Source organism: Rhodococcus sp. SJ-3, from assembly GCF_051918125.1.
Lineage (GTDB): Bacteria > Actinomycetota > Actinomycetes > Mycobacteriales > Mycobacteriaceae > Rhodococcus.
The window spans coordinates 611835-633107 of sequence record NZ_CM123306.1 but is presented as its reverse complement, the minus strand read 5'-3'; the positions used below and the strand labels follow the sequence as shown (position 1 = coordinate 633107).

At 66.0% G+C, this 21273-nt stretch carries 26 protein-coding genes; 17 read left to right on the top strand and 9 right to left on the bottom strand.

The window, feature by feature from the left end; translation table 11 throughout:
* Positions 1 to 3: 3 nt before the first annotated feature.
* From ACTDXD_RS02775 to ACTDXD_RS02755, 5 genes are all read left to right on the top strand, one after another.
* Positions 4 to 1569 (top strand): uroporphyrinogen-III synthase, encoded by a 1566-nt coding sequence (locus ACTDXD_RS02775; RefSeq protein WP_440125679.1) that lies wholly within the window; start codon positions 4 to 6, stop codon positions 1567 to 1569.
* A gap of 81 nt (positions 1570 to 1650) precedes the next feature.
* A complete protein-coding gene (hemB, locus tag ACTDXD_RS02770; protein WP_440125678.1) occupies positions 1651 to 2628 on the top strand; it encodes a porphobilinogen synthase in 978 nt (325 codons plus the stop codon).
* A complete protein-coding gene (locus ACTDXD_RS02765; protein ID WP_440125677.1) occupies positions 2625 to 3161 on the top strand; it encodes a hypothetical protein in 537 nt (178 codons plus the stop codon). The genes hemB and ACTDXD_RS02765 overlap by 4 nt, the downstream gene beginning before the upstream one ends.
* 31 nt (positions 3162 to 3192) lie before the next feature.
* Complete coding sequence (locus ACTDXD_RS02760; RefSeq protein ID WP_440125676.1) at positions 3193 to 3423, top strand: hypothetical protein; 231 nt, start codon at positions 3193 to 3195, stop codon at positions 3421 to 3423.
* The gene (locus tag ACTDXD_RS02755) at positions 3420 to 3902 is read left to right on the top strand and encodes a hypothetical protein (RefSeq protein ID WP_440125675.1); all 483 of its coding nucleotides are present in this window, start codon (positions 3420 to 3422) and stop codon (positions 3900 to 3902) included. The genes ACTDXD_RS02760 and ACTDXD_RS02755 overlap by 4 nt, the downstream gene beginning before the upstream one ends.
* 14 nt (positions 3903 to 3916) lie before the next feature.
* Here the strand turns inward: ACTDXD_RS02755 and ACTDXD_RS02750 are convergent, their stop codons facing one another.
* Positions 3917 to 5845, bottom strand: a complete 1929-nt coding sequence (locus ACTDXD_RS02750; RefSeq protein ID WP_440125674.1) for an acyl-CoA dehydrogenase family protein — start codon at positions 5843 to 5845, stop codon at positions 3917 to 3919.
* A gap of 149 nt (positions 5846 to 5994) precedes the next feature.
* On the opposite strand from ACTDXD_RS02750, the gene hemL reads away from it, so the two are divergent.
* The 7 genes from hemL to ACTDXD_RS02715 all read left to right on the top strand — a co-directional run bounded on the left by hemL (position 5995) and on the right by ACTDXD_RS02715 (position 13248).
* Positions 5995 to 7320: a glutamate-1-semialdehyde 2,1-aminomutase gene (gene hemL / locus ACTDXD_RS02745; RefSeq protein ID WP_440125673.1), complete on the top strand. Its 1326-nt coding sequence runs from the start codon at positions 5995 to 5997 to the stop codon at positions 7318 to 7320.
* A 64-nt stretch (positions 7321 to 7384) separates the two neighbouring features.
* The gene (locus ACTDXD_RS02740) at positions 7385 to 8035 is read left to right on the top strand and encodes a histidine phosphatase family protein (RefSeq protein ID WP_169690034.1); all 651 of its coding nucleotides are present in this window, start codon (positions 7385 to 7387) and stop codon (positions 8033 to 8035) included.
* Positions 8032 to 8637, top strand: coding sequence for a TlpA disulfide reductase family protein (locus tag ACTDXD_RS02735; RefSeq protein ID WP_169690033.1), 606 nt, complete (start codon positions 8032 to 8034; stop codon positions 8635 to 8637). The genes ACTDXD_RS02740 and ACTDXD_RS02735 overlap by 4 nt, the downstream gene beginning before the upstream one ends.
* Complete coding sequence (locus ACTDXD_RS02730) at positions 8634 to 9461, top strand: cytochrome c biogenesis CcdA family protein (RefSeq protein WP_440127508.1); 828 nt, start codon at positions 8634 to 8636, stop codon at positions 9459 to 9461. The genes ACTDXD_RS02735 and ACTDXD_RS02730 overlap by 4 nt, the downstream gene beginning before the upstream one ends.
* Before the next feature lie 119 nt (positions 9462 to 9580).
* On the top strand, positions 9581 to 11257 hold the full coding sequence (gene resB / locus ACTDXD_RS02725; RefSeq protein WP_440125672.1) for a cytochrome c biogenesis protein ResB: 1677 nt from the start codon (positions 9581 to 9583) through the stop codon (positions 11255 to 11257).
* Positions 11254 to 12219: a c-type cytochrome biogenesis protein CcsB gene (ccsB, locus tag ACTDXD_RS02720; protein ID WP_440125671.1), complete on the top strand. Its 966-nt coding sequence runs from the start codon at positions 11254 to 11256 to the stop codon at positions 12217 to 12219. The genes resB and ccsB overlap by 4 nt, the downstream gene beginning before the upstream one ends.
* 51 nt (positions 12220 to 12270) lie before the next feature.
* Positions 12271 to 13248, top strand: coding sequence for a MinD/ParA family ATP-binding protein (locus tag ACTDXD_RS02715; RefSeq protein WP_440125670.1), 978 nt, complete (start codon positions 12271 to 12273; stop codon positions 13246 to 13248).
* 13 nt (positions 13249 to 13261) lie between these two features.
* Here the strand turns inward: ACTDXD_RS02715 and ACTDXD_RS02710 are convergent, their stop codons facing one another.
* Positions 13262 to 13471 (bottom strand): hypothetical protein, encoded by a 210-nt coding sequence (locus tag ACTDXD_RS02710; RefSeq protein ID WP_440125669.1) that lies wholly within the window; start codon positions 13469 to 13471, stop codon positions 13262 to 13264.
* Between the two features lie 191 nt (positions 13472 to 13662).
* Entirely contained in the window at positions 13663 to 13872 is a 210-nt protein-coding gene (locus ACTDXD_RS02705; RefSeq protein ID WP_072704338.1) for a BldC family transcriptional regulator, read from the bottom strand.
* Between the two features lie 199 nt (positions 13873 to 14071).
* Here ACTDXD_RS02705 and ACTDXD_RS02700 point away from each other — a divergent pair, with 199 nt between their 5' ends.
* From ACTDXD_RS02700 to ACTDXD_RS02680, 5 genes are all read left to right on the top strand, one after another.
* Positions 14072 to 14434 carry a DUF4229 domain-containing protein gene (locus ACTDXD_RS02700; protein WP_440125668.1) on the top strand — a complete coding sequence of 121 codons (363 nt, stop codon included), beginning with the start codon at positions 14072 to 14074 and terminating at the stop codon, positions 14432 to 14434.
* Positions 14431 to 15543 carry a PLP-dependent cysteine synthase family protein gene (locus tag ACTDXD_RS02695; RefSeq protein WP_440125667.1) on the top strand — a complete coding sequence of 371 codons (1113 nt, stop codon included), beginning with the start codon at positions 14431 to 14433 and terminating at the stop codon, positions 15541 to 15543. The genes ACTDXD_RS02700 and ACTDXD_RS02695 overlap by 4 nt, the downstream gene beginning before the upstream one ends.
* A 97-nt stretch (positions 15544 to 15640) precedes the next feature.
* A complete protein-coding gene (locus ACTDXD_RS02690; protein WP_440125666.1) occupies positions 15641 to 15859 on the top strand; it encodes a helix-turn-helix domain-containing protein in 219 nt (72 codons plus the stop codon).
* Between the two features lie 4 nt (positions 15860 to 15863).
* Positions 15864 to 16445, top strand: coding sequence for a Clp protease N-terminal domain-containing protein (locus ACTDXD_RS02685; protein WP_440125665.1), 582 nt, complete (start codon positions 15864 to 15866; stop codon positions 16443 to 16445).
* A gap of 42 nt (positions 16446 to 16487) precedes the next feature.
* Entirely contained in the window at positions 16488 to 16877 is a 390-nt protein-coding gene (locus tag ACTDXD_RS02680; RefSeq protein ID WP_440125664.1) for a phage holin family protein, read from the top strand.
* A gap of 23 nt (positions 16878 to 16900) precedes the next feature.
* Here the strand turns inward: ACTDXD_RS02680 and ACTDXD_RS02675 are convergent, their stop codons facing one another.
* Genes ACTDXD_RS02675 through ACTDXD_RS02650 form a run of 6 tightly spaced genes read right to left on the bottom strand, consistent with a single transcriptional unit; the run spans position 16901 to position 21149 of the window.
* Positions 16901 to 17770, bottom strand: coding sequence for a 1,4-dihydroxy-2-naphthoate polyprenyltransferase (locus ACTDXD_RS02675; protein WP_440125663.1), 870 nt, complete (start codon positions 17768 to 17770; stop codon positions 16901 to 16903).
* A gap of 56 nt (positions 17771 to 17826) precedes the next feature.
* Positions 17827 to 18975 (bottom strand): o-succinylbenzoate--CoA ligase, encoded by a 1149-nt coding sequence (menE, locus tag ACTDXD_RS02670; RefSeq protein WP_440125662.1) that lies wholly within the window; start codon positions 18973 to 18975, stop codon positions 17827 to 17829.
* Positions 18972 to 19268 carry a DUF3349 domain-containing protein gene (locus ACTDXD_RS02665; protein WP_054718026.1) on the bottom strand — a complete coding sequence of 99 codons (297 nt, stop codon included), beginning with the start codon at positions 19266 to 19268 and terminating at the stop codon, positions 18972 to 18974. Before ACTDXD_RS02665 ends, menE begins: the two co-directional genes overlap by 4 nt.
* 12 nt (positions 19269 to 19280) lie before the next feature.
* The gene (locus ACTDXD_RS02660; RefSeq protein WP_440125661.1) at positions 19281 to 19676 is read right to left on the bottom strand and encodes a DUF3349 domain-containing protein; all 396 of its coding nucleotides are present in this window, start codon (positions 19674 to 19676) and stop codon (positions 19281 to 19283) included.
* Between the two features lie 31 nt (positions 19677 to 19707).
* A complete protein-coding gene (locus tag ACTDXD_RS02655; protein WP_440125660.1) occupies positions 19708 to 19980 on the bottom strand; it encodes a hypothetical protein in 273 nt (90 codons plus the stop codon).
* Complete coding sequence (locus ACTDXD_RS02650; RefSeq protein ID WP_440125659.1) at positions 19977 to 21149, bottom strand: anion permease; 1173 nt, start codon at positions 21147 to 21149, stop codon at positions 19977 to 19979. The genes ACTDXD_RS02655 and ACTDXD_RS02650 overlap by 4 nt, the downstream gene beginning before the upstream one ends.
* Between the last annotated feature and the right edge of the window lie 124 nt (positions 21150 to 21273).

Sequence of the window (21273 nt, the reverse complement as noted above, 5' to 3'; positions counted from 1 at the left end):
CCGATGAGCCGAGTCCGTAAGAACACTCCCGGACGGATCCTGTTCGTGGGATCGGGTCCCGGCGACCCGGCGCTGCTCACCGTCCGAGCGCGCGATGCCCTCACGGGTGCCACAATCGCCTTCACCGACCCGGACGTCGACAGGGATGTCGTGGCTCTGGTCGGCACCGACCTCGGCACCGACCCGGAGACAGGCGAGCCGATCGCCGACGTGCGTCCCGCACTGGGGGAGCCCGCGGAGGTCGCCAAGACGCTGGTCGCCGAAGCGAAGAACGGTCACGACGTGGTGCGTCTCGTCGCGGGCGATCCGTTGACCACCGATTCTGTGATCGCCGAGGTCAACGCTGTGGCCCGCACGCAGGTGGTGTTCGAGGTGCTTCCCGGACTGCCCGCCGGTTCCGCAGTTCCGAGCTACGCGGGTATGGCCCTCGGGTCGTCCCACACCGAGGCCGACGTCCGCGGCGAGGTCGACTGGGCGGCGTTGGCCGCCGCTCCCGGTCCGCTGGTGCTGCACGCGACGTCCGGACATCTCGCCGAGACCGCGAGCGCGCTCGTCGAGCACGGTATTGCTCCGCAGACCCCCGCAGCCATCACGGTGCGCGGCACGACGCGTCAGCAGCGCACCGTCGAGGCCACGCTGGCGACCCTCAACGACGCAGGCTCCGAATTCGTCGGACCGCTGGTCGTGACGGTCGGCAAGGTCGTGTCGCAGCGCAACAAGATGTCGTGGTGGGAATCGCGTGCTCTTTACGGCTGGACCGTACTGGTTCCCCGGACGAAGGAGCAGGCAGGTGAGATGAGCGATCGGCTCGTCTCCCACGGCGCCATTCCGATGGAGGTGCCGACGATCTCCGTAGAGCCTCCCCGCAGCCCCGCCCAGATGGAACGGGCCGTCAAGGGCTTGGTCGACGGTCGCTACCAGTGGGTGGTGTTCACCTCGACGAACGCCGTACGCGCCGTGTGGGAGAAGTTCGAGGAGTTCGGACTCGATGCTCGCGCGTTCTCCGGAGTGAAGATCGCTTGCGTCGGCCAGGCCACCGCCGAGAAGGTGCGCTCGTTCGGTATCACCCCTGAACTCGTCCCCGCGGGCGAACAGTCGTCCGAGGGTCTGCTTGCCGAGTTCGCGCCGTACGATGACGTGTTCGATCCGGTCAACCGGGTGCTCTTGCCCCGTGCGGACATTGCGACCGAGACGCTCGCCGAGGGCTTGCGTGAACGCGGCTGGGAGATCGACGACGTCACTGCGTACCGCACCGTCCGGGCTGCTCCGCCGCCGGCCGAGACCCGCGAGATGATCAAGACCGGCGGTTTCGACGCGGTGTGCTTCACCTCGTCGTCCACGGTCCGGAATCTCGTCGGTATTGCCGGGAAACCGCACGCGCGCACCATCGTCGCGTGCATTGGTCCGAAGACCGCCGAGACCGCGATCGAATTCGGGCTGCGGGTGGACGTGCGACCCGAGACCGCGCAGGTCGGTCCATTGGTCGAGGCGCTCGCCGAGCACGCAGCGCGACTGCGTGCCGAGGGAGCTCTGCCTCCGCCGCGTAAGAAGTCCCGCGCCCGCCGCTGACCCACTCGTGCGCGGTTCCGGTAGTAACCGCTACCGGAACCGCGCACGACCTGTATCCAGCTCCGAAAGGGTCCTGACGACATGTTCCCCGATATCCGTCCCCGCCGATTGCGTACGACCGCGGCGATGCGTCGCCTGGTCGGGGAGACCTCGCTCGAACCCAGGCACCTGGTGCTTCCGATGTTCGTCGCCGACGGGCGCACCGAGCCGTGGGAGATCCCGTCGATGCCGGGCGTGTACCAGCACACCGACGACTCGTTGCTCACGGCCGCGACCGCTGCCGTCGAGGTCGGTGTCGGTGGTCTCATGCTGTTCGGTGTACCGCGACCCGAAGACAAGGATGCGCGCGGTTCGGGCGCAACGGATCCGGACGGAGTGCTCAACCGTTCGCTTGCTGCGCTGCGCAGCGAACTGGGCGATGCAACGGTGATCATGGCCGATACGTGCCTCGACGAGTTCACCGACCACGGGCACTGCGGGGTACTCACGGCGTCGGGTGTCGTCGACAACGACGCAACACTCGAGCGGTACGCGGAAATGGCGGTGGCACAGGCTGAATCCGGCGCTCATGTACTCGGGCCCAGTGGCATGATGGACGGGCAGGTGGCTTCGATCCGGGCGGCGCTGGACGCTGCCGGTCACGCCGACGTCTCCCAGCTCGCCTACACCGCGAAGTACTCGTCCGCGTTCTACGGGCCGTTCCGTGAAGCGGTCGGCTCGTCGCTCGAAGGCGATCGCCGTACCTACCAGCAGGATCCGGCGAATCGGCGCGAGGCACTGTACGAACTCGACCTCGACCTGGCCGAGGGGGCCGACATGGTAATGGTCAAACCGGCCATGTCCTACCTCGACGTCCTGCGCGAAGTGGCCGACCGGTCGCCGGTCCCCGTTGCCGCATACCAGATTTCAGGGGAGTACTCGATGATCACCGCGGCGGCGGCGAACGGCTGGATCGACCGGGACGCTGCGATCCACGAATCGCTGCTCGGGATTCGTCGCGCAGGGGCGGACATCGTGCTGACGTACTGGGCCGCCGAAGTTGCGGGCAGGTTGTCGTGAGCTTTCCACTACCCCCGACGCCCGGCCCTTCCGCACACGCAGCCCGCCCGGCCCCGCAGGACGTCGTCACCGCCTACCAATTGTGGTGCGGAGTTCTGCTTCTCACCGTGATCACCCTGCTGTTCGGGGCATTCGACCTCTGGAGCGGGCGGACCGAACTCGTCGACATGATGGTCGAGATGACAGCCGACACGGGGACGGAGGAACTCTCCCGCTCCGACCTCGATGCCGCGATCCCGATGGTCGTTGTCCTCACCGTGGTCTTCGGACTTGTCATCGTCGGCATGCTCTATCTCGTGGTCCGGCAGATGTACAAGGGCAAGAACTGGGCACGCATGGCACTGACCCTGATCGGTGTGTTCATGACCCTGTCCACGTTGCCGACCGTGTTCGGGGTGGGTGTCGGTGCCGGGGGATCCGGATTGGCGCTCGGCATCATCTCCATCGCCTCGGCAGTGCTCACGGTGGGTGCGATCGTGCTGATGCATCGGCGCGAGTCCAACGCGTATTTTCTACGGCTACCGGAGAACTGACCTCACGGCACTCGGGTTTGCGTACCGCGCAGTGCCGGGTTTGCGCACCGCGCAGTGCCGGGTTTGCGCACCGCGCAGTGCAGAGTACGGTGGGCTCACCATCGTCGGCCCGTGGCCGCACTCCGTCGAGCGTAAGGACGTCATGCAGGTGGAACCCCGGCCCTACGGTCGTCGTCGCGAACTTGTGCTGATCGGTCTGATTGCCGTACTCGGTGTTGTGACAACGCTGCTGGTCGTGATTCCCGGGGCGCTCACCGCTTGACCGGCCAGACCGAACCTCGAGGCGTATCCGAGCCGCTGTTCTACGAGCCGGGCGCGAGATGGCGCACGGTCGCTTTCGGTCCGGTGTTCTGCGCGGTGGCGCTGATCGTCGAACTCACGACAGGTCCCGTCGTGCACTGGGTTGCACTGCCGGTGCTCGCGATCGTGCTCGCCGGATTCGCCTACGTCATGGTCACCGCGGCGCGGCGTCACGTCAGCGTCGAACTCACTCGCACTGCGTTGCGGCAGGGAACCGAGGAACTCGAGGTCGGCGAGATCGAGGCGGTACTGCCTCCCGCGATGGATTCGTGGGACGAACCGCAGCGCTGGGAGAGCGCCCGTGTACTCGGAGAACTCGCCAACGTTCCCCGCGGGCGGACCGCCGTCGGCTTGCGGCTGCGGGGCGGGACATTCGTACGAGCGTGGGCCAAGGACGCCGACCGGCTCCGCGTGCGTCTCGGTGAACTGGTCGGCGCCTGAGGCCCTCTCGATACTCAGGAGTGGGGTGCTCCCTCACGGTCGAGCATGGCCGACCCGAGCAGATACTCGGGTACGCCGAGGCCCTCGACGAGAGTCATCACGTGCGGCCGCAATGTGCGGCATCGCTCGTTGATCCCACGCAGCACCGCCTTGGAGCGCTCGACCGACAGGTGCCGGTGTTCCATGAACCACGCCTTGTCCTCGTCGATGACCGTCAGCGCGAACAGATCGCACAGATCGGAGAGAAGCCCGCATGCGGTTTCGTCCTTGCAGTCGTCGATGGCCGCGACGAAGGCCTCCAGGACGACACGGTCGATATGGGCCTGCGCGGCGTGCAGCACGTGGTCCTGCACGAAGTTGAATGCGTCGAACGGGTTGTCCTCGCGCTTGGTGGCAGCCTGCAGGCGTCGCGCTGCGGTCGAGAGCAGATACTGCTCGCGGTCCTCGAACATCGTCAGCTGGGTGCCCCGATTGAAAAGGCTGCCGTCCTCCTCGTTGTCCTGACGTGTGTCGAGGATCGTCTGGATGATCTGCTGCGCCGCGGTGCGCTTCTTCACGACATCCGAGATCGTGTCGGCGGCGAACCTCATCCACTCCACAGGACTCATGCCACGAACCTCATCGGCATACGCCGTGAGCAATTCCTTCGCGACGAGTTGCGTGAGCACGTGGTTGTCGCCCTCGAATGTGGTGAACACGTCGACGTCGGCGCGCAGGGCAGTGAGCCGATTTTCGGCCATGTAGCCTGCGCCGCCGCACGCCTCGCGTGCTTCCTGGATAGCGCGGGCCGCGTGCCAGGTGTTGGCCACCTTGAGGCCTGCGGCGCGGCCTTCGAGTTCGCGCTGTTCCTGGGGGTCCACGTCGGTCAGCGGCACCGACTGGATGCGGTGCATCGCCGAGATCAGCTCGTTCTGAGCGAAACCCAGCGCGTACGACTTCGCTATGTGCGGCAGCAGTCGCCGCTGGTGGACGAGGTAGTCCATCAGGAGCACCTCGTCGTCACGGCCCGGGGCATCGAACTGACGCCGTAGCAGCGCGTACCGCGTCGCGATCGACAGCGCGACACGGGCCGCGGAGCCTGCCGACCCGCCGACGGTGACCCGCCCGCGGACGAGAGTGCCGACCATCGTGAAGAAGCGGCGGCTCGCGCTCTCGATGTCGGAGGTGTAGGTGCCGTCCGCCTCGACGTCCGCGTACCGGTTGAGCAGGTTCTCGCGCGGTACCCGAACGTTGTCGAACACGATCCGGCCGTTGTCGACGCCCGGCAGTCCGCCCTTGTATCCGCAATCCGAGGTGGTGACACCGGGAAGATCGTTACCTTCATCGTCGCGGAGAGGAACGACGAAACAATGCACCCCATACGACTCGCCGTTCGTCACGAGCTGCGCGAACACTGCAGCAACCTTCGCGTGTTGCGCGGCACCGCCGATGTAGTCCTTGCGGGCCGACGGCGTGGGGGAGTGGATCACGAACTCATCAGTGGCTGGGTCGAAGGTGGCGGTGGTCTCGAGGGCTTGCACGTCGCTGCCATGGCCCGTCTCCGTCATGGCGAAGCAACCGAGCAGATCCAAATCGATCAGGGGAGTGACGTACTTGTCGTGGTGGCGCTTCGTGCCGAGATTCTCGATCGCCCCGCCGAACAAGCCCCACTGCACGCCGGCTTTGACCATCAGGGACAGATCGGACATCGCGAGCATCTCGATCGAGGCGACGGCGCCTCCGGCATCTCCGGTACCACCCGATTCGACGGAGAAACCCGACGCGGCGTACCCGTGCTCGGCGAGCAACCGCATCTGTTTCAGGGTGATGTCGCGGGCCTGTTCGAGGTCGGGGGTGTAGTGCGGCGCGAATGCCGGGTCGGCCATGTTCGTCCGGGCGCGCTCGCGTGCGCTGTGCCATGCACCGTCGAGGGCCCTGCTCAGATGTTCACCTGTAGTCGCCATGGTTCCGACCCTATGACCGCAACGCCGTCCCATGGGGGCTTCACGGAGCCTCGACGCGGATGAGGACTGTAGTGAGATCCGAATCACAGCTCCTATCGCACACCGATCGGCTTTTTGGCAAATCGGGGGAAACTGGGACACTGGACGTCGTGACTGCGACTCCCGCTGCTTCCTCCGTCCACGACGCCGATTCGACGGCACTGTTCACCCGGGCGTCGAAGGTGACTCCCGGCGGGGTCAATTCCCCGGTCCGCGCATTCGGTTCGGTTGGCGGTACCCCGCGGTTCATTGCCTCGGGATCCGGATACACACTCACCGATGTCGACGGCAATTCCTACGTCGACCTGGTGTGTTCCTGGGGACCGTTGATTCTCGGGCACGCGCACCCCGCTGTCGTCGACGCCGTACGCACCACCGCCGCATCGGGTCTGTCCTTCGGCGCCCCTACTGCCGGTGAGGTCGAACTCGCCGAGGAAATCGTCGCCCGGATCACGCCGGTCGAGCAGGTCCGGCTGGTCAACTCCGGCACCGAGGCCACCATGAGCGCGGTGCGTCTCGCGCGCGGATTCACCGGCCGCACGAAGATCATCAAGTTCGCGGGTTGTTATCACGGTCACGTCGATGCCTTGCTTGCAGATGCGGGCTCCGGGGTCGCGACATTCGGTCTGCCCACGTCGCCGGGTGTGACCGGGGCACAGGCCGAGGACACCCTCGTCGTCCCGTACAACGACCTCGAAGCCGTGCGCGCGGCATTCGACGCGCATCCCGGGGCGATCGCCGCGGTGATCACCGAAGCCGCCGCCGGAAACATGGGGACCGTCCCGCCCGCACCCGGGTTCAACGAGGGGCTGCGCGCGTTGACCCACGACCACGGCGCCTTGCTGATCATGGACGAGGTCATGACGGGGTTCCGCGCGAGCGCGACGGGCTGGCACGGCATCGACGGTGTCGCAGGCGACCTCATGACCTTCGGCAAGGTGATGAGCGGCGGCCTGCCCGCTGCCGCGTTCGGCGGTCGGGCCGACGTCATGGCGCACCTGGCGCCGGCGGGCGCGGTCTACCAAGCGGGAACGTTGTCCGGTAACCCGGTCGCAGTGGCCGCAGGCCTCGCGAGCCTGCGCGCGGCCGACGCGGACGTGTACGCCGCCCTAGAGCGCAACGCCGCAACCCTCGGCCGCCTTCTCGGCGACGCGCTGACCGCCGAGGGTGTTCCGAACCGGATCCAGAACGCCGGGACGATGCTCAGCGTGTTCTTCACCGAGGACCCCGTCACCAACTACGACGAGGCAAAGGCCGCGCAGACCTGGCGATTCCCCGCGTTCTTCCATGCCCTGCTCGAGCACGGCGTCTACGCACCTCCGAGCGCGTTCGAGACCTGGTTCGTCTCCTCGGTTCTGGACGACGACGCGTTCTCCCGGATCGCCGATGCACTTCCACACGCGGCGAAGGCAGCTGCAGCCGCCACCGCCTCCTGACAGCGAGGGCCTGACCGCGAGCGCCCCGACATCCACCCGCTTCAACGACCTGAGGAACACGCACGTGACCGAAGCCGCCCCGTCCGAGACCCGCACCATCGTGCACGTGCTGCGGCACGGTGAGGTGCACAACCCGTCCGGCATCCTCTACGGCCGCCTCCCCGGCTTCCGGTTGTCGGTTACCGGCGAGGCGCAGGCTCGGGCCGTGGCGGCTTCCCTCGCGGACCACGACATCGCGCACGTGGTCGCCTCCCCGCTCGAGCGTGCCCAGCAGACCGCGTCGCCGATCGCGCAGAAGCACGGTCTCGAGATCCGCACCGATGAGAACCTCATCGAGGCGGGCAACGATTTCGAGGGTCTCAAGGTCGCTGTCGGCGACGGAGCCCTCAGCCGCCCGCGGCACTGGTGGAAGCTGCGCGACCCGTTCACACCGTCCTGGGGTGAGCCGTACCTGCAGATCGCGCATCGCATGCTGGCCGCGGTCAATACTGCGCGCGCCGCTGCGGCAGGTCGCGAGGCCGTGTGTGTGAGCCATCAACTGCCGGTGTGGACGCTGCGCCGGTTCCTCGAAGGCGAACGCCTGTGGCACGACCCGCGTCACCGGCAGTGCAGCCTCGCCTCTCTCACGTCTCTGGTGTACGAGGGCGAAACTCTGGTGGACCTGGTCTATTCGGAGCCGGCGGGCGCCTCCGACCCGAACGTCCACGGCGCATGAGAAGGGCACTTCACGCGATAGGCGGGTTGTTGTGCGGCGCACTGCTCCTGTCCTCCTGCGCGACGGGCACCGACGCGGTCGCGACCGGCGGTACGTTCGACTTCGTCTCGCCCGGCGGCGAGACTCGCATCTTCTACGATCCGCCCGCGGACCGCGGCACCCTCGGCACGCTGACGGGGGAGGATCTCATGAACGAGGGGCAGACGATCTCACTCGACGACTTCGCCGGCGAGGTCGTGGTCCTCAATGTGTGGGGCCAGTGGTGCGCGCCGTGTCGTAGCGAAGCGGACGACCTCGAGCAGGTCTACGAGGCGACCAAGGACCTCGGAGTTGCCTTCCTCGGCATCAACGTGCGCGACAACCAGCGGGACAAAGCACAGGACTTCGTGACCGATCAGCAGATCGGCTACCCGTCGATCTACGACCCGGCGATGCGTTCGTTGCTCGCACTCGGCCGCAACTATCCGACCTCCGTGGTGCCGACCACGGTCGTTCTCGACCGTGACCATCGAGTCGCGGCGGTCTATCTGACCGAACTTCTCGCGAGCGACCTGCAACCGGTCGTCGAGCGCATTGCCGCAGAACCCACCGAGGACCAATAGTGACGACAGTTCTCGCTTCCGGTATCGGCGATACCTTCCAGAATGCCGCAGCGTCCGGCCCGCTTCTCCTGGCTGTCGGTGCGTGTCTCCTGGCGGGGCTGGTGTCGTTCGCTTCGCCGTGCGTGGTCCCGCTCGTGCCCGGCTACCTGTCGTATCTTGCGGGCGTCGTCGGCGCCGAGGCACCCGCGGTCACCGCAGCGCAGGCCGGCTCACGTACCACCACGGTTCGCGACGACGGCCGACTGCGGGTCGCGGGAGCAGCAGGACTGTTCGTCGCGGGATTCACCGTCGTGTTCGTCCTGGCAACGGCGTCGGTGTTCGGCGCGATTTCCCTGCTCTCGGTCAACCGTGAGCTGTTGATGCGGATCGGTGGTGTCGTCACCATCGTCATGGGCATGGTGTTCATCGGCCTGATCCCGGCATTGCAGCGGGACACCCGTACCGCGCCGAAGCAGATTTCGAGTCTTGCGGGTGCGCCGCTGCTCGGCGCGGTCTTCGCGCTCGGATGGACCCCGTGTCTGGGACCCACCCTCGCGGGAGTGATCTCGCTCGCCGCAGGCACCGAAGGCGCGACGGCTGCCCGCGGGGTCACGCTCATCGTGGCGTACTGCATCGGACTCGGGCTGCCCTTCGTCGTCCTTGCGTTCGGCTCGGCCCGGGCGCTGCGCGGAGTCGGCTGGCTGAGACGTCATGCCCGGACCATCCAATTGTTCGGCGGCATCATGCTGATTGCCGTCGGCATCGCCCTCGTCACCGGCGCGTGGGACCTGTTCGTGTCCTGGGTGCGGGACTCCTTCATCTCGGACGTGACCTTGCCTGTGTGACGCCGCCCCACATGTCCTTCTCGGCCCGATCCGGTCGCTCCACGTAGCCCCCACCCTTTGGAAGGAGGTCGGCGCTTGTACTCCCTGGTGAACGAGGGAGGATCCGCGTCGAACATCAGATGACGGCCACCGACACGCAGACCTCGGCGCCTCGGCCGGGCGCCCCGAAACAGAGCCCGACGGGGCGCGCCGTGGCGTTCGTCCGTAACACGTGGCGCGGACTGACATCGATGCGCACGGCGTTGGTCCTGTTGTTCCTCCTGGCGCTCGCCGCCATTCCCGGTGCCCTGCTGCCCCAGCGAAACCTCAATGTCGGAAAGGTCGACGAGTACATCGCCGCCCGCCCGACGCTCGGGCCCTTCATGGACCGGCTCGAACTGTTCGATGTGTTCGGTAGCTTCTGGTTCACCGCGATCTATGCCCTGCTGTTCATCTCGTTGATCGGCTGCATCCTGCCGCGCTGCGCCGAGTATTTCCGCGCGCTACGTGCCCGGCCTGTCGCAACACCGCGCAATCTGTCGCGTCTGCCGCATCACGTCGAGACCACGTTCGAGGACGAGCCCGATGCGGTGCTCGACCGGATCAGCGGCGAGCTACGCGGGTGGCGCGTCGAGCGGCGCGAGGGAACCGCGAAGGGCCGGGACGGTGAGCTGACGCTCTCGGCGGAGAAGGGATATCTGCGCGAAGCGGGGAACCTCGTCTTCCACATCTCGCTGGTCGCGCTGCTCGCCACGGTTGCCCTCGGCAAACTTTTCGGTTACGAGGGCCAGCGCATCCTGGTCGCAAACGGCGAGGAGTTCTGCACCACATCGCCCGCCTCGTTCGACTCGTTCATCGCCGGTATCGAACTCGACGGCACGGGACTGACACCGATCTGCGTGCGGGTGCATGACTTCGTTGCGGATTATCTCGACAACGGTCAGGCCGAGATGTTCACCTCCAACATCGAGTACCAGTACGGGGAGGATGTCGCGGCGAACGTCTGGAGCGACGCGCAACTGAAGGTCAACCATCCGCTCAGAGTGGGGGGCGACCGCGTCTATCTCCAGGGCCACGGCTACGCGCCGACCTTCACGGTGACCTGGCCGAACGGTGAGACACGCACCGAAACGCTGCAGTGGGCACCTGAGGACGCCACGACGTTTCTGAGCAGCGGTGCGATGCGATTCGATCCGCCCGGCGGGATGTTCCCGGACGCAGACGAACGACGAAAGAATCAGATCGCGCTCGAAGGGCTCTTCGCCCCGACCGCTGCGTTCCACGGCACGCTGCTGTCGTCTGCGTTCCCGGCGATGATGGACCCGGCCGTTGCCATCGACATCTACAAGGGCGATTCCGGTCTCGACACCGGCAGCCCGCAGTCGCTCTTCTCGCTCAATACCGAGTTGATCAATCAAGGTCGACTGGTCAAGCAGGAGCGCGTCAACCTGAAGCCGGGAGAGAGCGTCACACTGGCCGATGGCACCGAGGTGAAGTTCGACGGGGCCGTCGACTTCGTCAACCTGCAGGTCTCCCACGACCCATTCCAATCATGGGTGCTGGTCTCGGCAGTCGCGATGATGGCGGGTCTGCTGCTGTCCCTCCTGGTCAAACGGCGAAGGGTGTGGGTGCGCGTCTATCGGACGGGTACAGTTGCTGACGGTGAACGACGAACTGTAGTAGAGCTCGGTGGCCTCGCTCGCACCGACCAGGCCGGGTGGGGCGACGAATTCGATCGGCTGGTCTCCCGACTTCTCGGTGAGAACGCAGCAGGCGGTCGTGTGCCCGACGGCGAGGCACAGGAGGAGAAAGCATGACGTTGAACGACACCCTCGCGAAGTACAGCGACTGGAGCTTCGAAGCGGCATTCGCCGTCGTAGTGCTGGCCATGCTCCTGCTCGTGGTCGAGTACGCGACCTATCGCTCGAATGTGGTCGCCCGACGTGAGCTCGTCGCTGCCGGTGGCGTCGGATCCGACGAGGCGACCCCCGGACGCGTGGAGAATGCCACGGGAAGGACCCTGTCGGAGCGCTTCGGCAATATGGGCCGCGCCCTCGTCGTGGTGGCCGCGGCGTTGATGATTGCATCGATCGTGCTGCGCGGCCTGGCCACCGAACGTTTTCCGCTGGGGAACATGTACGAGTTCGTTGCGATGGCCTGCGCTGCGGCGGTCGTGTTCAGTCTGGTGATGCTGCGTAAGCCTGCCTACCGCATCCTATGGGTGTACGTGCTGGCCCCTGTCGCAGTGTTGATGTTCGTGGCGGCCACAGTGCTCTACGCCGACGCTGCACCGGTGGTGCCGGCCCTGCGTTCGTTCTGGCTGCCGATCCACGTGACGATCATCAGCGTGGGCAGCGGAATCTTCCTTCTCGCCGGCGCTGCGAGCGTGCTGTTCCTGCTGCGGATCCGCCAGCCCAAGGGCTCCGAGAAGGGCATCCTCGGTGCTGTCGCAGCGCGACTGCCCGACGCTCAGGTGCTCGACCGTCTCGCCTACCGGACCACGATCGTCGGCTTCCCGCTATTCGGCATCGGCATCATTCTCGGCGCCATCTGGGCGGAGGCCGCATGGGGCCGGTTCTGGGGATGGGACCCGAAGGAAACCGTCTCGTTCATCACGTGGGTGATCTACGCTGCCTATCTCCACGCCCGCGCGACCTCGGGCTGGCGTAATACGCGTGCGGCGTGGATCAACGTCGTGGGTTTCGTGGCCATGCTGTTCAACTTGTTCATCATCAATATGGTCGTGTCCGGTCTGCACTCGTACGCCGGCCTGAACTGATCCTGCTATCGTCCTCGGCGGCGTGAGGAACTGCGATCGGGGGGAACGCGGATGTCGGAAGGATCCGGACGGCTACCAGGGGCAAGTCTGTCGGGTGCAGACCCCGGGAACCTGTCGGCTCGGGATCTCGACTCGTCGCTTCTCGTCCGCAGGGCCACCCCTGCGCCCGAACGAGGATGGCGTCGTGCGCTCTTCCACGCTACCGGGGGACGGATCGATGTGGGCGACAGCGCACGTGATCAGCGGCGCAGGGAGCTCGTCGAGCAGGTCTCACAACCACTGCGCGGGTGCTATCGGATCGCGCTGCTCAGTCTCAAAGGTGGTGTGGGCAAGACGACCACGACGGCGACCCTGGGTTCGACGTTCGCGTCGCTCAGAGGCGACCGGGTGGTCGCTGTGGATGCGAATCCCGATCGTGGCACGCTGAGCCAGAAGGTGCCGACGGAAACGTCCGCCACGGTGCGGACGCTCTTGCGCGACGAGGAGCGCATCGAGCGGTACAGCGATGCGCGTGCCTACACCTCGCAGAATGTGCACCGGCTCGAAGTGCTTGCCTCCGACAGCGACCCCGCTGTCTCCGAAGCGTTCAGCGCGCAGGACTACGAACGGACCCTCGCGCTGCTCGAGCGCTACTACAGCATCGTGTTGACCGATTGCGGCACGGGACTGATGCACTCGGCGATGCGCGCAATCCTGGAGAACACGGATGCGCTGGTGGTGATCAGTTCGGGTTCGGTGGATGGCGCAAGGAGTGCGTCGGCCACGCTCGACTGGCTCGACGCGCACGGCTACCGAGACCTGGTGAGCGGGTCGGTGGCGGTGGTCAACGCTGTCCGCCCGAAATCGGGCAAGGTCGACCTCGATCGGCTCGTGGGGCACTTCGAACAGCGGTGCCGAGCGGTGCATCTATTGCCGTTCGATCCTCATTTGGAGGAAGGCGCCGAAGTCGACCTGGAGCGATTGCAGGCGCCCACCAGACGTGCGCTGCTGCAACTCGCCGCCGAGGTGGCGGCGGGTTTCGCGCGGTAGGCGGGCACCCGGGTCAGTCGGTGTTCTCCTGGCCCGGGCCGTCGGTCCGGCCGGACTCGTCGGTGTGCCGACGGCGCACCTCGCGATCGACCTTCCAGAGGAACTCGGGGTCGTCGTCGGGGCCGAGGCCGCGCGTAGGGGTCTTGTTCAGGTCGGGGCCGAATGCTTTCCACAGCAGGAAGACGAGCGTCACCGCACCGATGAGTGCCAACAGATAAAGCACGATGCACCTCCTGGCCGCGTTCGGCGCCGCTTCGATTCCGACGTCGTACTGTCCGATTTCCCCCCAGTCTATGCGGCCTGTCCGAGTGTGACATCGACGCGGGTGCATCGAGGCTGTTTCGCGATCGCCCGGAGTGCGGTGGGGCAGGACAGGGCCCGCCCGGCTTCGTTTCCGAGGCCGGGCGGTTCGCCTCAGCGGGTGGCTTCGGTGGTGAGGGAGCGGAGCAGCGTGAGGACTTCGGACTCGCGGAATCGACGGTGTCCGCCGGGTGTGCGCAGTGAACCGAGACGGCCTGCATGTGCCCAACGGGTCACGGTCTTCGGATCCACGTGGAAGAGGGCGGCGACCTGGCCGGGGGTGAGCAGGGATTCTTTGGCGCCGTTGAAGGTGGGTGCGCTCATTGTGAATGTCCTCCCGGTTGTTTTGTCTTGATCGGGTTGTTCGATCGGGTTGTCCCACGCCATGTTGACACCGGAACCCCTGGTTGCTCGAACGGTCAGTGGTTGGTAAAGCGGAAGTAATGGACAAAACGGACGGATGTCCAGCTATCGCCGAGCCTTCGGAAGCGGCCGGATCGGCATCGACGGCTACCCTGGGGGAGTGACCGACGAACACCGCTCCGATCCAGCGAATACCCCGTCCGGCCCCGGCCGAAACACCCCGAATGCGAGCAATTCGGGCACCGGCACGCTCGTGCGTGATGTCGCGTTGTATTCACTGGCCAGGCTTGCGCTCGTCGTCGTCCTTGCGGTTGTCATCCTGTACGTCCCGCAGGCATTCGGTGTGGAGATCCCGCTGCTCGTCGCGGCACTGTTCGCGGTTCTCATCGCGTTGCCGCTCTCTCTCGTCCTGTTCGCTCCGCTGCGCCGACGGGTCAACGAGGGCATTGCCTCGGTCGACGAACGGCGTCGCACCACTCGCGCTGATCTCGAAAGCCGCCTCCGCGGCGAGAGTGAGAGGTGACCGACGCAGGTCCGGGCGTGGTCGATCGCAGCGCGTCCCGCGGTTGGGTCGACAATGCCGTCCGGTTGATCGAGGCCGATGCGCAGCGCAGTGCCGACACGCACCTGCTGAGGTATCCACTACCTGCAGAGTGGGGCATCGACCTTTATTTGAAGGACGAATCGACGCACGTTACCGGCAGTCTGAAGCATCGACTTGCCCGGTCGCTGTTCCTGTACGGCCTGTGCAACGGATGGATCGGCGAGAATACTCCGGTCATCGAGGCATCGTCCGGTTCGACTGCCGTGAGCGAGGCGTACTTCGCGCAACTGCTCGGCCTCGATTTCGTTGCCGTGGTACCCCGGCGGACCTCGCCCGCGAAGGTCGCGTTGATCGAGGCGCAGGGCGGGCGGTGTCACTACGTCGACCGTCCTCCTGAGATCTACACCGAGGCGCAGCGACTGGCCGACGAACTCGGCGGCTGCTACCTCGATCAGTTCACGAACGCCGAGCGGGTCACCGATTGGCGGGGAAACAACAACATCGCCGAATCGATCTTCGAGCAGATGCGCCTCGAGCGGCACCCGGTGCCCGACTGGATCGTCGTGGGCGCCGGTACCGGCGGAACCAGTGCAACGATCGGCCGCTACATCCGATACCGCAGGCACGGCACCAGGCTCGCCGTAGTGGATCCGGAGAACTCGGCGTTCTTCGGAGCGTACGAGACCGGTGCCGCCGACTACGCCACGGGAATGCCATCGCGGATCGAGGGAATAGGCCGGCCGCGCGTCGAACCCTCGTTCGTGCCGCAAGTGGTGGACCGGATGGTCCGGGTGCCCGACGCTGCGTCCATCGCAGCCATGCGTCACGGCAGTACTGCTCTCGGTAGGCGGGTCGGCGGATCTACCGGAACCAACCTCTGGGGCGCCTTCGGCCTCATCGGCGAGATGCTGGCCAGCGGTCGGGACGGCAGTGTGGTGACCCTGCTGTGCGACGGCGGTGAGCGCTACACCGGTACGTACTACTCCGACGAGTGGCTCGCGGCGGAAGGGCTGGAGGCGTCGAAGTGGGGCGCGGTGCTGGAGAGGTTCGCCGCGACCGGTCGCTGGGAGCCTCGCGAGAACGGCTGACCGCTCACCCCTTCGACCTTCTGACGAGCAGTGCATCTGACAAACAGTGCCGTCAATTTTCGTTGACATTTTCATGATGTCAACTTAAATTGACATCATGAACAACGAAGCAACCACGCTTGCGGCATCTGCTGCGAGTCCCGACCCTGCCGAAGGGTTGCGCGCTGTCGTTGCCCTGAGGCGCCTACTCGAACGACTCGAATCCATCCAGGTCGAGAGTGCGCGTCAGCAGGGCTGGTCCTGGCAGGCGATCGCAGATGCGCTCGACGTGAGCCGACAGGCCGTCCATCAGAAGTACAACCGGAAGCGCAGATAGAGCCATGTTCGAACGATTCTCCGGCAGCGCTCGCGCCGCCGTCGTAGCTGCCCAGGCCGAAGCCCTACGCCTGAACGCCGATCGGATCACGCCCGGGCACGTCCTGCTCGGCGTACTCGTCACCGCCGAGGAACATCTGCGTGCGTTGCTAGCGGATGTCGGTCTGACGGCCGACGGCGTTCGCGCGCATCTGGCCGCGCTGAACCAGCACGATCCGCTCGGGCTCGACGACGCTGCCGCACTCGCAGCCATCGGCATCGATCTCGACGTCGTACGAGCCCGGCTCGAGGAGACCTTCGGTGAAGGCGTGCTCGACAGGCCGGAAAGGCAAACGGGCAAGGAGCAGCGCGGGTGGTTCTCCGATCTGTTCGGTGGTCACATCCCGTTCGACCGGAATGCCAAGAAGGCCTTGGAACTGTCGCTGCGAGAGGCGATCGCCCACCATGACCGCACGATCTGCTCCGAGCACATCGTCCTGGGAACGATCCGGAGCGACGACACGGAGATCATCTCCCTGATCGAGGCGCACGTGACCCGCGACCGTCTCCGGCAAGTGCTGATGGAGCAACTCGACTCTGCCGCTTGAGCCACGCCCGCCTCTCGGGGGCGCGTATGTCACAGTGACTGCATGATTTCACTGATCCTGCGATTGATCATCAACGCGATCGGATTGTGGCTCGCGGCCCGACTCGTCACCGGCGTCGATATCGTCGGTGTCGACGGAGGTGAGTTCACCGGCGAGACGGCGATCAAGCTGCTGATCCTCGCCGCGATCTTCACCGTCGTCAACGCCCTGGTGAAGCCGCTGGTGAAGCTGCTGTCACTCCCACTGGTGATCCTGAGCCTCGGACTGTTCCTGCTCGTCATCAATGCGCTGATGTTGTGGCTGACGTCGTGGGTGGCCGAGTTCTTCGACGGCGGCCTCACGATCTCGGGCTTCTGGGCGGCGTTCTGGGGTGGGCTCATCATCGCCATCGTCAACTTCGTTCTGGGATTGGTCGTGCCCGACCGGGACTGACGACCCGCTGGGACGCGGCGGCCTCAGCCGAAGGCGAGCGCGATACCCGTTGTTACTGCCCATACCAGCATCGCGAGCGCGGTGTCGCGCAACGCCGGCAGGAGCTCGAGCCCGAGCCCACCTGAACGCACCGGCGCGTGTGCGCGCACCGCGAGCGGTGCCGCAAGCAACCCGGCCAACGCCCACGGCGTCGCCGCCACCAGCGCGAGCGACATGACGAACGGCGTCGTGAGCAATCCCAGATGCAGTGTGCGGGTACGTGGGTCACCCAACCGGACGGCCAGCGTGCGCTTGCCGCTCTCGGTGTCGGTCGGGATGTCACGCAGGTTGTTCGTCACCATCACCGCACTGGAGAAGCAGCCCATCGCCACTGCACCCGCCAGCCCCGCCAGCGTCACCTGTTGTGCCTGTACGAATAGAGTGCCGAGCACTGCGACCAGACCGAAGAACACGAACACGGCCACTTCGCCGAGGCCGCTGTAGCCGTACGGCGTACGGCCTCCGGTGTAATACCACGCGCCGACGATGCACACCAGGCCCACCAGGATCAGCCACCACGCACTGGTGAGAGCAAGCGCGACACCCGCGACTGCGGCCACTCCGAAACACGCGAAGGCGGCGCGCTTGACCGCGGCGGGTGAGGCCGCACCCGAACCGACCAGACGCATCGGCCCGACTCGCTCGTCGTCGGTGCCGCGGATCCCGTCGGAGTAGTCGTTGGCGAGGTTCACTCCGATGTTGAGGGCGAGCGACACGACAAGGGCGAGCAGCGCTTTCCACCACACGGCCTCATCGAGTGCCGCCGCGGCGCCTGTACCCACGATGACGGGAGAGATCGCGTTCGGAAGGGTGCGGGGGCGGGCTCCTTCGAGCCATTGACCAGCGGTTGCCATTCGTCGATCTTCGCACTCGGGCGTGCGCTCGTCCGGGGTGGGACCCGGCCTGTCGCTCAAGAGAACCTGGCGAGCAGGGCGCGACGATCGATCTTTCCCGGCCCACGCAGCGGCAACACGTCCACGAGATGCAACTCGCGCGGAGCGGCGGTCGCGTCCAGGGTTGCGCACGTCCACTCCCGTAGTTCACCGAGTGTGGGGGCGCTGCCGTGCTCGGGAACGACCACCGCTGCCACCCTGTGCCCGAGCCGGTCGTCGGGCAGTCCGATCACCGCAACCTCCCGCACTGCGGGGTGCTCGATGAGAACGGCTTCGACGACCTGCGGCACCACGGTGAGCCCACCGGACGAGATGGCCTCGTCGAGCCGGCCGAGAATGCGGAGGGCCCCGTCGTCGAACAGCCCGGCGTCGTCGGTGCGGAACCAACCCGATTGGGCGAACGCGCCGTGGTCAGGCAGGCCGCGGTACCCGGACGCGAGCACCGTACCGCCGAGCCACACCCGGCTCTCCGCGTCGACACGGACATCGACGCCGGTCAGCGGTATACCGTCGTAAACGCAACCGCCGCACGTCTCACTCATCCCGTAGGTGCGCACCACATTCACGCCGACCGCGCGGGCATGACGCAGCACAGGTTCGGGGGTGGCTGCACCGCCGAGCAGGATTGCGTCGAGTTCTGCGAGCGCTGCGGCCGCGTCGGGATGGTCGAGGGCCTTGATGAGCTGGGTCGGCACCATCGACGTGTAGCGTCGCGGCCCGCGCATCGCCGCGACCGCGGAAGGTAGAACGGTGGGGTCGAAGCCGTGCGACACATCCATGATCACCGGCTCGGTGCCCGACAGAATGCTTCGCAGTAGTACCTGCATCCCGGCGATGTGATGCCCAGGCAGCGCGAGCAGCCACGAGCCGGTGCCGCCGATTCGTTCGTGTGTGGCGTTTCCGCTGGCGCGCAGAGCTGCCGCGGTGAGCTGAGCGCCCTTGGGAGTTCCGGTCGTCCCCGAGGTCGCGACAACCAGACCTACCGTGTCGTCGATCGGTTCACCGGGATGCAGTGCATCGGTGAGGCGGCGGATCTCCCGGTGATCGCCGGCGGGAACCGGCAGCAGGGGAGGGCCCTGGCCGTCGAGCATGTGCTGCAGCGCCGGCACGACGTCGTGGGCCCTGCCTCCGACCGGAACCTCGAGGACGGTGAGATCTGTCCTCACAAGTCGTGCCCGGTCAGTGGCCAACCCCCGGCTTCGAGGTGCACCCGGACCCGGTCGATGTCGTGCCCGAGCGGCATCTCGTTGGTGATCTTGGTGATGAGTACGGCAATGTCGGTTTTGCTGATCGGCAGATCGCCTTCGTCGACAAGAGCATCAGCGACCTGATCGACCTCGTCGTCGGACAGCCGCCGCTTCAGGAGTGCGAACAGCGGCACGTAGTCCTGTTCGGGTACACCCTCCGGATAACCGGCGCGCAACCACTCGATGATCGAAGCGAGGAACGGAGGAAGCATCGCGGACGCTCCTCAGTACGATCCGGTGGGCTGATCGTCACCGGTGGCAGGGTGACCGTTTCGGGTGTCGTCGGTAACGGACTGTTCGATGTCGCCGGCCTGTTCGTCGGTCCCGACAACGGGCCAACCTCCCGCGACCAGCTGTTCGGTGACCCGTTCGATGTCCTCGTCGGTCGGCTGCTCGTTCAGCACCCCCGCGATGATCTTCCGGAGCGTGTCGTAGTCCACCTTCCGCTGCGGGTGCTCGTGTGCCGTTGCGACCGACAGCTCGAGGATCTCGGCGATGTCTTCGTCCGTCAGCCTGCGTCGGAGGACGGACAGCAGGGCGAAGTGGTCCTTGGGAGGGATTCCTTCGGGATAACCGGCCCGTAGCCAGTCCAACACCGAGCGAAGAGAATACCGAGGCAAGATTATCGTTGATCCTTCTCTTCGGTGGTGATCAGAACAGTTGGATACCGACGCTGCTGGACAGGAAGTCAGCAGTCAACAGGAGTATCCCCGCAATGATCGCGACGACGACAATCACGAAACAGATGACCGCTCCGATGCGGCCCAATGCCCGCCGGCCGGGGTCGACCGTTCCGGTGCCGTCGTCCCCGAGCGCCGCCGACCGCATTCCGAGTGCGAAGACGGTGGGCAGACCGGCCCCGAGTACGAGACCGACCAACACGACCTGCCACAGAGAATCGAGCGTGGAGACCAGCAGATTCACGGACGTCCCTCCTGGGCGACGGGATCGAGTTCGGTGCCCCCGTCACCTTCCCATGACGCGTTGACGTTGGACGCATCGATCGGCTGCAAGCGCGACCGCAGATACATCAGGCCAGCGAGCGCACACAGGATCGCGAATACCACGAGGACACCGGGGAGGCCGCCGATCAGGTGAGCGATCAGCCAGCATACGGCACCGACCACACCCGCGCACGGCAAGGTGATCAGCCACGCCACGGCCATTCGGCCGGCGATGCCCCAGCGAACCTCGGCGCCTTTCGTGCCGAGGCCTGTTCCGAGGATCGAGCCGGTGGCCACGTGAGTCGTCGACAACGGGAGCCCGAAATGGCTCGACGTGAGGATGATTGCAGCCGAGGAGGACTCCGCCGCCATTCCCTGCGGTGGCGTGATCTCGACCAGACCCTTGCCGAGGGTGCGAATGATCCGCCAGCCCCCGAGATAGGTGCCGAGCGCAATCGCGACAGCGCACGTGAACTTGACCCAGAACGGCATCTCGGTTTCGGGCGTGATCGTCCCGTATGCCACAAGCGCCAGGAAAATCACGCCCATCGTCTTCTGTGCGTCGTTGGTGCCGTGCGCGAGTGAGACGAGCGAGGCGGTGCCGATCTGGCCGATCTTGAAGCCCTTACCGCGGGACTCTTCGGGAATGTCGTGGGTCAGGCGATGAACCGACCAGGTGCCCACTGTTGCGACCAGTGCAGCGACGACGGGTGCGAGCAGAGCCGGGATGATCACCTTGCCCAGAACACCGTCCCACACCACGCCACTCATACCGAGAGCGGCGATGGCGGCGCCGATCAGACCGCCGAACAAAGCGTGGGAGGAACTCGATGGGAGGCCGAACAGCCAGGTCGCAAGGTTCCAGAGAATGCCGCCGACGAGTCCGGCGAACACGATGAGCAACAGTGCCGAGCCGCCGGTGTTGTCGAGATTGACCACGCCTTTGGCGACAGTCGCGGCGACCTCGACCGACAGGAATGCCCCGACGAGGTTGAGCACGGCCGACAGGCCGACAGCTACTTTCGGCCTCAGCGCCCCGGTGGCGATGGAGGTGGCCATCGCGTTGCCCGTGTCGTGGAAGCCGTTCGTGAAATCGAATGCGAGGGCAGTGACGACCACTACCAGTAGGACAACGAACTCTGCGGTCACGTCTTCCGATTGTGGGGTAAATAGGCGGTGAATGTACAGCTAATGGGAGGTTTCCCACGGGTGCTCAGAGGGCGATTCGCACTCGAGCGGGAGGTCGGCGGTTCCCCACCGTGTGCAACGTCAC

Bases quoted from the DNA above. Each gene is read 5' to 3' on its own strand.
- ACTDXD_RS02775 (WP_440125679.1), top strand. From the start codon at position 4: ATGAGCCGAGTCCGTAAGAACACTCCCGGACGGATCCTGTTCGTGGGA.
- hemB (WP_440125678.1), top strand. From the start codon at position 1,651: ATGTTCCCCGATATCCGTCCCCGCCGATTGCGTACGACCGCGGCGATG.
- ACTDXD_RS02750 (WP_440125674.1), bottom strand. From the start codon at position 5,845: ATGGCGACTACAGGTGAACATCTGAGCAGGGCCCTCGACGGTGCATGG.
- ACTDXD_RS02735 (WP_169690033.1), top strand. From the start codon at position 8,032: ATGAGAAGGGCACTTCACGCGATAGGCGGGTTGTTGTGCGGCGCACTG.
- resB (WP_440125672.1), top strand. From the start codon at position 9,581: ATGACGGCCACCGACACGCAGACCTCGGCGCCTCGGCCGGGCGCCCCG.
- ccsB (WP_440125671.1), top strand. From the start codon at position 11,254: ATGACGTTGAACGACACCCTCGCGAAGTACAGCGACTGGAGCTTCGAA.
- ACTDXD_RS02715 (WP_440125670.1), top strand. From the start codon at position 12,271: ATGTCGGAAGGATCCGGACGGCTACCAGGGGCAAGTCTGTCGGGTGCA.
- ACTDXD_RS02705 (WP_072704338.1), bottom strand. From the start codon at position 13,872: ATGAGCGCACCCACCTTCAACGGCGCCAAAGAATCCCTGCTCACCCCC.
- ACTDXD_RS02690 (WP_440125666.1), top strand. From the start codon at position 15,641: ATGAACAACGAAGCAACCACGCTTGCGGCATCTGCTGCGAGTCCCGAC.
- ACTDXD_RS02685 (WP_440125665.1), top strand. From the start codon at position 15,864: ATGTTCGAACGATTCTCCGGCAGCGCTCGCGCCGCCGTCGTAGCTGCC.
- ACTDXD_RS02680 (WP_440125664.1), top strand. From the start codon at position 16,488: ATGATTTCACTGATCCTGCGATTGATCATCAACGCGATCGGATTGTGG.
- ACTDXD_RS02675 (WP_440125663.1), bottom strand. From the start codon at position 17,770: ATGGCAACCGCTGGTCAATGGCTCGAAGGAGCCCGCCCCCGCACCCTT.
- ACTDXD_RS02665 (WP_054718026.1), bottom strand. From the start codon at position 19,268: ATGCTTCCTCCGTTCCTCGCTTCGATCATCGAGTGGTTGCGCGCCGGT.